The following is an 11470-nucleotide window of genomic DNA, read 5'->3' as shown; positions in this document are numbered from 1 at the left end:
GCGCGGTGCTGTGGGGCTGGATGGGCCCCGCGGACGTCGACGAGCTGCCGATCAGCGCTGATCTCCGCGCCACCCTGGAGAGTTTGGCCGAGCAGTACGACGAGTCGCTGAACTGGGACTATCCGCCGGACCCCGGCCCGTGGCGCGAGGCCCGGTGCGCGCGGTTCAACGCCGACGTCCGAGCGGCGTTCGAGCGGTTGTGGGCCGAGCTGGAACCCGGCTGGTACGTCGCGAACGAGTTCACCGAGCTGCACGAAGATCCGGAGCTGGACCGGTACCTGGCCGATCCGAAGGGCTTCAAGCGCTAGCGGACCATCCTGAAGAACGTGCGCACCTCGTCGGCGAACAGCTCAGGCTGCTCGTAAGCCGCGAAGTGCCCTCCCCTCTCCAGTTCGTTCCAATGCCGGATGTCCGTGTACCTCCGAGCGGCCCACCGGCGTGACGGCCGCGGCATCTCCGCAGGGAAGATCGAACAGCCCGTCGGCACGTCCACCGTGTCGTCGGTCGCCTCCGAGAACCACCGCTGCACCTTCCGGATGCTCTCCCAGTACAGCCGCGCCGACGATGCCGCCGTGCCCGTCAGCCAGTACAGCGTCACGTCGTCCAGTAGCTCGTCGCGGGTGAACGGGAAGCCGTCGGACCACGCGTGGAACTTCTCCACCAGCCAGCCGCACAGGCCGGCCGGGGAGTCCAGCAACCCGTAGCCCAGCGTCTGCGGGCGGGTCGACTGCAGCACCGAATACCCGTCCTCCCAGCGCGAAGCGTGGTCCAAGGCCGCGAGCGAGGCACGCTCGGAAGAGGTCAAATCGGAGAAAGTCGCCGGGTCCGGGGCCGCGATCGGCGGGTTCAGGTGGATGCCCGCCAGGTGGTCCGCGTCCAGCTGGGCGAGTGACGTCGTGATCGACGTCCCCCAGTCGCCGCCCTGGGCGCCGTAACGGGAGTAACCGAGGCCGGCCATCAGCGACGCCCACGCCGCCGCGATGCGCTCGATCCCCCAGCCCGGCGACGACGGCTTGTCGCTGAAGCCGTAGCCCGGCAGCGACGGGATCACCAGGTGGAACTCCGCCGACAGCGGCTCGATCACCTTCGTGAACTCGAGGAACGAGCCGGGCCAGCCGTGCGTGAGGATCAGCGGCAACGCGGCCGGATCGGGCGAACGCACGTGCAGGAAGTGGATGCCCAGGCCGTCGATTTCCGTCCGGTACTGCGGAAAACGGTTCACCCGCGCTTCCAGGGCCCGCCAGTCGTAGCCGGAAGCCCAGTAGTCGCACAGAGAACGCAGATATCCCAGGGGCGTGCCCTGGCTCCAGTCGTCGGGCCCGGCCTCGGGCCAGCGCGTCCGGCGCAACCGCGCACGCAGGTCGTCGAGGTCCGCCTCGGGGACGTCGATCCGGAACGGCGTGGTCACGCCGGCACGTAGGACAGCCGGACGACGCCGTTTCCGAACGTCGAAGACTTCTTCAGCGTCAGCGGGAATCCCGGCCCTTCCTCGGGGAACAGCCGCTTGCCCCGGCCCACGACGATCGGGTACAGCAGCAGGTTCAGCTCGTCGACCAGTCGCTCGGCCAGCAGCCAGCGCACCGTGGTCGTGCTGCCGCTGGTGATGATGTCGCCGCCGGACGACGCCTTCAGCGTCCGGACGGCGTCGGCCGGGTCACCGGTCAGCAGCGTCGCGTTGTTCCAGCTGACTTCGGACAATGTCGACGAAAGCACGTATTTCCGCACATTGTTCATGAACTCGGCGCCCTCGTCGGTCTGCCCGGGCCAGGCCTCGGCGAACCCTTCGTACGTGACGCGCCCGAGCAGCATCGCGTCGGCCGCGGCCATCCCGCTGCCGACCGCCTGGCCGATTTCGTCGCTCCAGTACCGCAGCGACCACTTGTCCGGTGCTTCCACCACGCCGTCGAGCGAGGTGAACAGGTTCGAGACAATCTTGCGCATGGGTCACTATAAACCGGGGAAAAGTCACGACCGTCCACTCGCGACGGTCTCCCGGACGCGCGCGCTGTCCGTCTCCGCCCGGGTTCGCTCCTCCTCCGTCGCCGGCTCCAGGCGCGCCGGGACGTCCTTGTGGTGCGGTGTGCCCGCGATCGGGTCGCGGTCCCGTGGGTCCGTCAGCAGGTTGATGCGCGGGCCGCTGACCACGCGCCTGCCGTGGGCATCCGGGTGGGCCATCCCGTAGCCGTGCGGCAGGGAAAGCTGCCCCGGCCGCAGGCCTGGGTCGGCTTCGGCGCGGACGACCACCCGGCCGGCCGGGGTCACCACCGCCACCCAGTCGCCCGCCGCGGCACCGATGGACGAAAGTTCTTCCGGACGCGCACGCAGCGCGCCGTCCGGGTCCGTGCGGCGCCAGCGCGGGTCGCGCAGGATCTGGTTCGCGTTGTGCGCCCGGCGCTGGCCGTTGATCAGCGAAAACGGGAACGCCGGGTCGGGCCGCTCGGCCGCCGGGTCCAAAGATCCCAGCCACTCCAGCAGCTCCGGCACCGCCAACCGGACGCGCGAGCGGCGCATCAGGCTCCACACTTCGTCCTGCTCGTGCGTCGAAAACGGCGTCGGACCGGCCAAAACGCGGGCAAACAGCTCCTCGCCGAGTGCCAAGCCGGACAAGGAGCTGCCCAAAGCGCGTTGCACCGGCACGGTCATCGTCTTCGCCGCCCGATGACAACCGGCCCACAGCGGCGCGATCGACGCCGCGCCGCTGGGCAGGGACGCGCCCAGCGTCCGGTACAGCAGCACCGGCAGGATCGCGGCCCGCTCCGGCATCGCCTGGACCAGCGCCCCGATCCCGGCCTGCAGCTCTTCACGCGGCCCGGCGGCCAGCGACGCGAGGACGTCGGACGGCGGCAGCACGCCCAGCGCGTCGAACAGCCGCGTGTAGATCTCAGCTTCGACCAGCGTGCCCGGCAGCGGGTCCAGCAACGGCGGCCGCAGCTGGAAGTAGTTGGTCGGCCATTCGAACGTGAAGAGCGTGAACTCCCACTTCTCGTGCTGGGACGCCGCCGGCAGCACGTACTCCGCCAGCGCGGCCGTCTCGGTGTAGGCGACGTCGACGACGACGGACAGCTCGGCCTCCCGCACCGCCCGTTCGACTTCGCGGGTGCCCGCGTAGGTGTTGGCCGGGTTGGACGACTCCACCCACAGCGCGCGCACCCGGTTCGGGTGGTCGGTGAGGATCTCCTCGGCCAGGGTGTTCGCCGGCAGCAGGCCGCCGATGTACTCGAAGCCCGTGACCTCGGAACGCTGCCCGCGCGAAGAGCCCCACAGCGGCAGCAGCCACGAGTGCAGGTTGTTCGTCCCGCGCCGGCCGAAGTGCCCGGTGACCAGGTACACCAGCTTCTCGAGGTAGCTGTTGAGCGTCGAGTGCCGGCCCTGCTGGATGCCCAGCTCGACCCGCACGGTCATCGCCGACGCCGCCAGGATCAGGTCGACCGCCTTGTCGACGTCCACACGGGACACTTCGGCGTGCGCGATCCACTCGTCGACCGGGATCTTCCGCAGCACGGCGGCCACTTCGTCGAAGCCTTCGGTGCGCTCGGCCAGGAAGGCCGAATCCTCGCCGCCGCGTTCCAGCACCAGCGCCAGGATCGCGCCCAGCAGGTAGGCGTCGGTGCCCGGCCGCAGCGGCAGGTGCAGATCCGCGATCTCCGCCGTCTCCGTGCGCCGCGGGTCGATCACGATCATCTTGCGCGCGGGGTCGTTCTTGATCGTGTTGAGAGCGTGCCGCGCGTTGCTGAACCCGTGCGCCTGCCAGGGGTTGCAGCCGAGCACGACCAGCAGGTCGCAGTGCTCGACGTCCTCGGCGGTGTGCACGAGCGCCGAGCCGAACAGCTCGCCGTTGACCCAGAAGTCGCCGGTCTTCTCCTGCGAGAGCGCGTTGAAGTGACGCGTCGAGTTCATCCACTTCAGCAGCGACGCGCCGTACGCGCCGCCGGAGTGGTTGCCCTGGCCACCGCCGCCGACGTAGGCGAACGAGCCCGGCCGGCCGGCTTCGGTGTCCGCGTCCCGGATCGCCCGCAGCTTCGCGGCGATCTCGGTGAGCGCGGTGTCCCAGCCGATGGGTTCGTGGGTGCCGTCCGGACGTCGACGCAGCGGCGTCGTCAAGCGATCGGAGTGGTCGCCGTACCAGGTCAGGCGCTGCGCCTTCTGGCACAGGTACCCGGCCGAGCGCGGGTGCGCCTTGTCGCCGCGGACGCGGGTGATCTTGCGGCCGTCGAGCTGCACCTCCAGCCCGCAGTTGAGGTAGCAGAGGCTGCACGCGGTGCGGTGCCACTCGCCGGTCATATCAGCTCCAATGCGCGGCCGAGCGTCGTGAGACGCGCGTCGAGCGTTTCGCCGGCCGGGTACAGCCGGACGGTGTCGATGCCGGTGTCGCGCCAGACGCGCAGCCGGGCGCGGACCATCTCTTCGGTGCCGATCAACGTCGTGCCGAGCACCATCTCGTCGGTGACGAGCGCGGTCGCGCCGTCGCGGTCGCCGGCCTGCCAGCGCTCGCGGACCTCGGCGGCGACGTCGGCCCAGCCCTGACGGCTGTAGGCGTCGTTGTAGAAGTTCGTGGTGGCCGAGCCCATGCCGCCGAGACTGAAGGCCAGCTCCTTCTTGCGGCTGCCGACCATGACGCGCAGCTCGTCCTCGTTGTCCGCGAAGGCGACTTCGGCGCCCTGACAGACGTCGATGTCCTTCCGCGTGCGGCCCGACTTCGCGAGTCCGGCGTCGAGAGGGCCGAAGTACGCGTCGGCGCCTTCGGGGACGAAGCTGGTGCCGAGCCAGCCGTCCGCGACCTCGCCGGTGAGCTCCAGGAGCTTCGGCGACAACGTCGCGAGGTAGATCGGGATGTCCGGGTTCGGCGGGGTGGACAGCCGCATCGGCCGCGCCTCGCCGGGCAGCGGGATCTCGAAAGCCTTGCCGGAGAACGAAATCTTCTCCCCGGCGATGGCTTGACGGATGATTTCGACGGTCTCGCGCATCCGCGTCAACGGCTTCGCGAACGGGACGCCGTGCAGGCCTTCGATCACCTGCGGCCCGGACGGGCCCAGCCCCAGCGCGAACCGGCCGCCGGACAGGTCGGCGAGCGTCACCGCGGCCTGCGCGATGGCGACGGGTGTGCGCGTGCCGAGCTGGATGATGCCCGAGCCGAGCCGGATGCGGTCGGTGCGGGCGGCGAGGTAGCCCAGCGCGGACGGCGCGTCCGAGCCCCACGCTTCGGCGACCCAGCAGACGTCGAGGCCGAGCTTTTCCGCTTCCAGCACGAAGTCCAGCGTCGTGCGCGAATCCCGCGAGAACTCGACCGTCGTCGCGGTCCTCACCGGTTCTCCACCCGCTCCTTGATCGCGGCGAGGTTGCCGGTCATCGCGGCTTCGAACTCGCGCAGCCGCACGAAGACGATCTTCTGTTCCTTCTCCGGCATGCGGTCGATGGCGAACGACAGCCCCGACCGGCCCGGTCCCATCTGCATCCACTGCGAGAGCCGCGTGCCGCCGTTGTCCGGTTCGAGGGTGAACTTCCAGACCGAGCTCGGCTCGGCCGGATCCTGCACCGCCCACGAGAACACGCGCGGCGCTTCGCACTCGACGACGTACGACGTCGTTTCCCACTCGCCGAACGCGTCGTGCTTGCTGCGGCCGACGAACTTGCGGCCGGGCTCGCACCACTCGACGGCCTGCAGCTCCGAACTCAGCGACGGCATCAACGCGATGTCGGAGACGACCGGCCAGACGTCCTCGGGGACGGCGTCGATCCAGGTCGAGACCTCGGCCGTCGGCTTGTCCGCATACCTCGCGCCCGTCCACTCCATCGTGGTCGCCACTCCTCTCGGTGAGCCTCTGACCACGATAGTTGCGTAGATAGACCTACGCTGTCAACGTCACTCCTGCCGTGCGAACCGCGCTTCGACGTCCGGGCGCTGCGCCAGCCGGGGCGGGAAGCCCGGCCCGCGGCGCATCCGCGTGTCCTCCGGCGTCATCGGTTCGCCGCAGTCCGCGCAGACGATTTCGGCGTGCGTGTCGTGCCCGCAGGCGGTGTGGTGGACGGTGATCGGCGGGCCGGCCTCGCTCGAGAGCCACTTGTCGCCCCAGCGCGTCATCGCGAGCAGGACCGGGTAGAAGTCGCGGCCCTTTTCGGTGAGCACGTAGTCGTAGCGCACCGGCTCGGTCTGGTAGGCGACCTTCTCCAGCAGCCCCTCGTCGACCAGCCGCTTGAGCCGGTCGGCGAGGGTGTTGCGCGCGATGCCGAGCGCCTGCTGGAACTCGTCGAAGCGGCGAACGCCGTAGAAGGCGTCCCGCAGCACCAACGGCGTCCACCAGTCCCCGAGCAGGTCCATGGTGCGCGCGATCGAACACGGCCACTGCGCGAAGGAGGTCCGTTTCATGCGGCCGAGGATACGCCGTCCTTCAGAAGGACTCAGCAGGTCAGCCGCATGACGACCCGCCTCGCGGTCGGACGGCTCACTTCGGTGAACCCCGCGTCGGCGAAGATCCCGGCCGTACCGACGAACAGTTCGGCGGGCCAGGCGACCTTCTGCCCGGGAACGACCAGCATCGGATAACCCTCGACCGCGCGGGCCCCGCGCTCGCGTGCGAAGCCCGGGACCGCCTGCGCCAGCGCGGCGCTCACCCCGAGGCGCCGGAAGCCCTTGCGGGTGACGAAGCAGGTCACCGCCCAGACGCTGCCGTCGGCCGGGTCCTCGTCGCGCCCGGCCCAGACGACGCGACTGCCGAGCAGGTGCGGGTAGGCGGTGCGCGGTTCGACCGCGCACCAGCCGGCGGGCTCGTCGTCGAGGAAGGCGACGAGCCCGGTCGCGTGCTCGGCGGTCTGGACACGCAACCGCTCGGCGCGAGCCTCGGGCGTCCCCGCCTTCCACTGCGCCGGCGTCTCCTTGAAGTACTGACACCGGCAGCGGGCCGGGTCGCCGCGGTCGCCGAAGATCGCCTGCAGGTCCGCCCAGGACGTCTGGTCGACGGGTACGACAGTCAGCATCTCCCGACGTTAGACCAGGTGGCCGGTGGTGACGTCGACGTGGTCCGGCACCGCGTCGTGCTCGTCGCCGACCGAGAGCGTCCCCGCCGGCTCGACCAGCAGCACGCTCGCGCCCGCCTTCGACGACGGCTTGTGGAACGTCCCCTTCGGCACCACGAACACCTGGCCGCGGGACAGCGTCACCACCCGCTCGTCCGGGTCGCGCACGCCGATCTCGATCTCCCCGTCGAGGACCAGGAAGAACTCGTCGGTGTGCTCGTGGACGTGCCACACGTGCTCACCGGCGAAACGGGCGAGGCGGATGTCGTAGTCGTTCACGCGGGTGACGATCCGCGGGCTCCAGGCGGCGTCGAAGCTCGCCAGGACTTCGTTCAGGTCGATCGGGTTCATGGTCACCATCGTCGACCTGGTGTTTCCGTCGCGCGAGTGCTAGGAATCGCACATGCCGCAAGAATTCTCGCACCGGGTCGTCGTGCTGGTCGACGAGGGCTCGAACCCCTTCGAGATGGGCGTCGCGACCGAGCTGTTCGGGTTGCGGCGGCCCGAGCTGGACCGGCCCTGGTACGACTTCGCGCTCTGCTCGCCCCACCCGGAAACCACCATGCACCTGGGGATGTTCACGCTTTCCGGCGTGCACGGCCTCGACGTCGCCGACACCGCGGACACGCTGATCGTGCCCAACCGGCCCGACCCGCTGACCCGGCCGTCCCCCGCTGTCCTGGCCGCCGTCCGGCGGGCGGCGGACCGCGGCGCGCGGCTCGTGAGCTTCTGCACCGGCGCGTTCACCCTCGCCTTCGCCGGTGTCCTCGACGGCCGCCGCGCGACGACGCACTGGCGCTGGGCCGAGGACTTCGTCGCGCAGTTCCCGGACGTCGACCTCGAGCCCGACGTCCTCTTCGTCGACGACAGCGGCGTCCTCACCGCGGCGGGCAGCGCGGCCGCCCTCGACCTCGGCCTGCACCTGATCCACCGCGACCACGGCGCGGAGATCGCCAACGCGGTCAGCCGGCGGCTGGTGTTCACCGGCCACCGCGACGGCGGCCAGCGCCAGTTCGTCGAACGGCCGGTCCCCGCGGTGCCGGACACGTCGCTGTCCCCGGTCCTGACGTGGGCCCGCTCGCGGCTCGACCGGCCCCTGACAGTGACCGACCTGGCGGCGCACGCGGCGATCAGCCCGGCGACGCTGCACCGGAAGTTCCGCGCGGAGCTGGGCACGACCCCGCTGGCCTGGCTGACGACGGAACGCGTGACGCTGGCCTGCCGCCTGATCGAACGCGGCGAGCTGCGGCTGGACCGGGTGGCATCGACGAGCGGCTTCGGCACGGCGGCGAACCTGCGTCTGCAGCTGCGGCGGCACACGGGGTTGAGCCCGAGCGCGTACCGGCGCCGCTTCGGCCCGGCGGCTTAGGACCTCAGCTCGCCAAGTGCCTTGGCCAGCGCGGCTCGCTGCAGCTTCGCCGGATACCCGGCCGGGTCCGCCGCGGCCAGGACGTTGAGACCTTCGACCAGCGCCACCAGGCTCTTGGTCGTCAGCTCGAGCCGCTCGTCCGTCCACTCCGGACGGCACGCCGCGACCAGCCGGCGGACTCGCGCCAGGAACGAGTGGTTCGCCGCGCGGTGGCGTTCGGCCAGGTCTTCGTCGGCCAGGGCCGCCGCGAGGAAACCCACCCAGACGCGGGATTCGTCGTGGTGGCCGTGGGGCAGGTCGACGGCGCACCCCAACACCGCCGCCAACGCCTGGCCCGGGTCCGTGGTCGCGGCCTCGGCGGCGTCCGCGCGGACGGCGGTGCGGTCGTAGAGCAGGTCGCGCGCGTGCAGCAGCAACGCTTTCTTCGTCGGGAACGCGTGCATCACCAGGCCGGTCGTGCACCCCGCGCGCTCGGCGACCGCGCGCAGCGTCAAGCCCGGCAGGCCGCCGTCGGCGAGGACCTGCCAGGTCGCGTTCGACAGCAGCTCCCGCTGCGCCTCGACGTCACGCTGCTTCGGCACGGAAACCTCCTTTCCGGGGAGCGTAACAGCTGCTACGGTAACGCTTGTTACGGAAAGGAGCACCGTGCCGACCACCCTCGAGATCACCGCCGTGACCTGGGACGATCCCGACGCCGTCCGGCTGCGCGCGGCCCAGCGCGTCGAACTGGACGCCCGCTACGGCAGCGACAACCACGAGCCCGGCGCCCTGCCGACCGCCGACACCGTCGCGGTGTTCCTCGTCGCGCGGGACGCCGCCGGCGCGGCCGTGGGCTGCGGTGGGCTCCGCCCGCTCGGGCCGGGTTCGGGCGAGGTCAAGCGCATGTACGTCGAGCCGGCGGCCCGCGGCACCGGCGTCGCGACCGCCCTGCTGCGCGCGCTCGAAGACCACGCGCGTGACCTCGGCATCGCCCGGCTGCTGCTGGAGACGGGCACCGGGCAGCCGGACGCGATCCGCTTCTACCAGCGCGAAGGCTACGAGCCCATCGACGCCTACGGGCCGTACGTCGGCGAAGCGCTCTCGCGCTGCTTCGCCCGCGAACTGTGATCGGATTTCCGATGGCCGCCCCAGCCTGAGCTATTGGTGCCCGGGGGCGCACCGGGCCTACCGTCGAAGGCACGGCGATCTGGGGTTCTCTTCGCCGTTCCCTTCACCCTGACGGAGTTCCTTTGCGCATCAAGCAGATCGGCGTCGTGCTGGCCGCGGCCGCCGTCTTCGCCCTGCCGGCCGCACCCGCACTGGCGGCGTCGAGGATCGTTCCCCTCGACCTCGCCGCCGGGCAGCAGCCGGAGAACATCACCCTGGAGCCCGACGGCTCCGCGGACCTCACCTTCGCCTACACCGGCGAAATCGGCCGGGTCACCCCCGGCGGACAAGTGAGCGTCCTCGCCCGCATCCCGGTCCCGGACGACGGCGACGTCCCGGTCGTCCACAAGAGACTGTTCCTCGGCGGCATCGTCCGGGCCCCCGGCGGCGACCTGTACGTCGCGGTCTCGACCGGCACCGCGGCGACCGGCCTTTACCGGGTTCGTCCCGGCACCGCACCGGTCCAGGTGGCCGCACTGCCGCCGGCCGGCTTCCAGAACGGCGTCGCGCGCGACCCGCGCACCGGCGACCTCTTCGTCGCCGACTCGTTCGGCGCCACGGTCTGGCGGGTCTCGCACGGCCGGGTCACCGCCTTCGCCACCGGCGACCTGCTCGCCCCCGTGAGCGGCTTCGGCGCCAACGGGATCAAGGTCCACGACGGCGCCGTCTGGGTGTCCAACCTGGACCGCGGCACGCTGGTGCGGTTCCCGCTGACCGGCGGACCCGGCCGAGTCATCGCGACGGGTCTCGGGCCGGTCGACGACTTCGCGTTCCACGGCGGCACCGTCATCGCCGCGATCAACCAGGAGAACCGAGTGGTCACGGTCGGCCGCGACGGCGCGCGGACAATTCTGTCCACTTCGGACGGACTGGCCAACCCTACGGCGGTCGCGGTCCGCGACGACACGGTGTACGTCACGGACGGCGCCTACTTCGGCGGCTCCCCGAACCTCCTTCAGGCGACGCTCGCCGCGAACACGTGCGGCGCCGGGTTCGACGGCAGCGTCGCCGGGTAGGCCGGGCTTATCCCGATCTTGCCCAGGACGGTCGTCGCGCCGCACTGGGCGGGATCGGCGCAGCAGTCCCGGTGCCGGCCAGCACGAGCTTCGAGCCGGGCACTGCGTCGCACGTGTGCCGTTTCTGCAATTTGCACTATGCATATAGCAATCCGAAGCTTCCGATCCCGAACCTACGACTCCGTCGCTTCTGACGCTGCGCACCCGGCCGGTCACCCACCGAGCAGCCCCTCCGCGGCTTCGACGACGATCCACGGAATTCGCCTCGCCATTTCGGTGAATATTCAAATGCGGCACACCATGATCGGCACGTGCATCCGCACACGAGTGGTGCACGCTCACCGCCGCGGACCTTGGCACACCGTGGAAATGGTTGCTGTGCGCCAAATCCGCCGGTATGTTGACGCGGTCCCCGGAGAACCGGCATCGGTCGCGGGGTTGCGCGCTGCTCGGCCGCGGTGGGGAGGCCGTCTCCGGGATAGCGCTTTCCGGTGGTAGGGGTCACCACCGGGGAGCAGAAGGGAAGTAGTGCCTTGGCGTACTCGGGAACGGTCATGGACGATCGGGTGACCGAGCCGTACCTGGTCGGGCAAGAAGCCATCGCGGGTGAGCTGCTGCGCGGAAAGTGGTGCGTCTACCTGCACGAATGGCTCGGTGACGAGCACGATCTCGACACCTGGCGCGACGCGGTGGCCACCCACGCGGCGAAGTCCGGCGTCGAAGTGTGCTTCATGGAGATCCCGCGCAAGGACATGACGCTGGTGGCCAACGTGCACGCGCTGCCGAGCTTCGAGCAGGTCACGCAGTCCGTGGCGGCGCTGGAGCACCACCGGCACGCGGTCGCGGGCCGCCGGCCGGCCGCGCGCCGGGGCCGCACGGGCCCGCCACCCGGGTACGACTGACCCCGGCGACCGCGACGGACGGAAAG

Annotated in this window: 14 protein-coding genes; 5 read left to right on the top strand and 9 right to left on the bottom strand. The window is 70.8% G+C overall.

The features are described 5' to 3' along the window. Positions 1-5 precede the first annotated feature (5 nt). Positions 6-308 carry a hypothetical protein gene (locus tag ACZ7OU_RS15080; protein ID WP_470255416.1) on the top strand — a complete coding sequence of 101 codons (303 nt, stop codon included), beginning with the start codon at positions 6-8 and terminating at the stop codon, positions 306-308. Here ACZ7OU_RS15080 and ACZ7OU_RS15075 read toward each other — a convergent pair. The 8 genes from ACZ7OU_RS15075 to ACZ7OU_RS15040 all read right to left on the bottom strand — a co-directional run bounded on the left by ACZ7OU_RS15075 (position 305) and on the right by ACZ7OU_RS15040 (position 7371). Then, a complete protein-coding gene (locus ACZ7OU_RS15075; protein WP_470255415.1) occupies positions 305-1408 on the bottom strand; it encodes an epoxide hydrolase family protein in 1104 nt (367 codons plus the stop codon). The genes ACZ7OU_RS15080 and ACZ7OU_RS15075 overlap by 4 nt on opposite strands. Continuing rightward, positions 1405-1941 carry a dihydrofolate reductase family protein gene (locus ACZ7OU_RS15070; protein WP_470255414.1) on the bottom strand — a complete coding sequence of 179 codons (537 nt, stop codon included), beginning with the start codon at positions 1939-1941 and terminating at the stop codon, positions 1405-1407. The genes ACZ7OU_RS15075 and ACZ7OU_RS15070 overlap by 4 nt, the downstream gene beginning before the upstream one ends. Positions 1942-1965: 24 nt before the next feature. Beyond that, a complete protein-coding gene (locus ACZ7OU_RS15065; RefSeq protein ID WP_470255413.1) occupies positions 1966-4281 on the bottom strand; it encodes a molybdopterin-dependent oxidoreductase in 2316 nt (771 codons plus the stop codon). Further along, the gene (locus ACZ7OU_RS15060) at positions 4278-5303 is read right to left on the bottom strand and encodes an LLM class flavin-dependent oxidoreductase (RefSeq protein WP_470255412.1); all 1026 of its coding nucleotides are present in this window, start codon (positions 5301-5303) and stop codon (positions 4278-4280) included. The genes ACZ7OU_RS15065 and ACZ7OU_RS15060 overlap by 4 nt, the downstream gene beginning before the upstream one ends. Next, the gene (locus ACZ7OU_RS15055) at positions 5300-5791 is read right to left on the bottom strand and encodes an SRPBCC family protein (protein ID WP_470255411.1); all 492 of its coding nucleotides are present in this window, start codon (positions 5789-5791) and stop codon (positions 5300-5302) included. Before ACZ7OU_RS15055 ends, ACZ7OU_RS15060 begins: the two co-directional genes overlap by 4 nt. A 69-nt stretch (positions 5792-5860) precedes the next feature. Then, complete coding sequence (locus ACZ7OU_RS15050; protein ID WP_470241366.1) at positions 5861-6364, bottom strand: winged helix-turn-helix transcriptional regulator; 504 nt, start codon at positions 6362-6364, stop codon at positions 5861-5863. Positions 6365-6396: 32 nt separating this feature from the next. Next, entirely contained in the window at positions 6397-6972 is a 576-nt protein-coding gene (locus ACZ7OU_RS15045; RefSeq protein WP_470255410.1) for a GNAT family N-acetyltransferase, read from the bottom strand. Between the two features lie 9 nt (positions 6973-6981). After that, a complete protein-coding gene (locus tag ACZ7OU_RS15040; protein WP_470255409.1) occupies positions 6982-7371 on the bottom strand; it encodes a cupin domain-containing protein in 390 nt (129 codons plus the stop codon). 43 nt (positions 7372-7414) lie between these two features. Here ACZ7OU_RS15040 and ACZ7OU_RS15035 point away from each other — a divergent pair, with 43 nt between their 5' ends. Continuing rightward, positions 7415-8380 carry a helix-turn-helix domain-containing protein gene (locus ACZ7OU_RS15035; RefSeq protein WP_470255408.1) on the top strand — a complete coding sequence of 322 codons (966 nt, stop codon included), beginning with the start codon at positions 7415-7417 and terminating at the stop codon, positions 8378-8380. Here ACZ7OU_RS15035 and ACZ7OU_RS15030 read toward each other — a convergent pair. After that, on the bottom strand, positions 8377-8961 hold the full coding sequence (locus ACZ7OU_RS15030; protein ID WP_470241370.1) for a TetR/AcrR family transcriptional regulator: 585 nt from the start codon (positions 8959-8961) through the stop codon (positions 8377-8379). The genes ACZ7OU_RS15035 and ACZ7OU_RS15030 overlap by 4 nt on opposite strands. Before the next feature lie 64 nt (positions 8962-9025). Here ACZ7OU_RS15030 and ACZ7OU_RS15025 point away from each other — a divergent pair, with 64 nt between their 5' ends. The 3 genes from ACZ7OU_RS15025 (at position 9026) to ACZ7OU_RS15015 (ending at position 11444) form a co-directional block, all read left to right on the top strand. Then, positions 9026-9487: a GNAT family N-acetyltransferase gene (locus ACZ7OU_RS15025; protein WP_470255407.1), complete on the top strand. Its 462-nt coding sequence runs from the start codon at positions 9026-9028 to the stop codon at positions 9485-9487. 122 nt (positions 9488-9609) lie between these two features. After that, positions 9610-10542, top strand: a complete 933-nt coding sequence (locus tag ACZ7OU_RS15020; protein ID WP_470255406.1) for an NHL repeat-containing protein — start codon at positions 9610-9612, stop codon at positions 10540-10542. Between the two features lie 554 nt (positions 10543-11096). Continuing rightward, on the top strand, positions 11097-11444 hold the full coding sequence (locus ACZ7OU_RS15015) for a hypothetical protein (protein ID WP_470255405.1): 348 nt from the start codon (positions 11097-11099) through the stop codon (positions 11442-11444). Positions 11445-11470: the final 26 nt, after the last annotated feature.

The sequence above is a fragment of the Amycolatopsis sp. NPDC114505 genome (assembly GCF_055633615.1).
The sequence above is the reverse complement of the archived record's forward strand: the minus strand, read 5'-3'. Positions and strand labels throughout refer to the sequence as shown.

Bases quoted from the DNA above. Each gene is read 5' to 3' on its own strand.
- ACZ7OU_RS15070 (WP_470255414.1), bottom strand. From the start codon at position 1,941: ATGCGCAAGATTGTCTCGAACCTGTTCACCTCGCTCGACGGCGTGGTG.
- ACZ7OU_RS15065 (WP_470255413.1), bottom strand. From the start codon at position 4,281: ATGACCGGCGAGTGGCACCGCACCGCGTGCAGCCTCTGCTACCTCAAC.
- ACZ7OU_RS15055 (WP_470255411.1), bottom strand. From the start codon at position 5,791: ATGGAGTGGACGGGCGCGAGGTATGCGGACAAGCCGACGGCCGAGGTC.
- ACZ7OU_RS15050 (WP_470241366.1), bottom strand. From the start codon at position 6,364: ATGAAACGGACCTCCTTCGCGCAGTGGCCGTGTTCGATCGCGCGCACC.
- ACZ7OU_RS15045 (WP_470255410.1), bottom strand. From the start codon at position 6,972: ATGCTGACTGTCGTACCCGTCGACCAGACGTCCTGGGCGGACCTGCAG.
- ACZ7OU_RS15040 (WP_470255409.1), bottom strand. From the start codon at position 7,371: ATGGTGACCATGAACCCGATCGACCTGAACGAAGTCCTGGCGAGCTTC.
- ACZ7OU_RS15035 (WP_470255408.1), top strand. From the start codon at position 7,415: ATGCCGCAAGAATTCTCGCACCGGGTCGTCGTGCTGGTCGACGAGGGC.
- ACZ7OU_RS15015 (WP_470255405.1), top strand. From the start codon at position 11,097: ATGGACGATCGGGTGACCGAGCCGTACCTGGTCGGGCAAGAAGCCATC.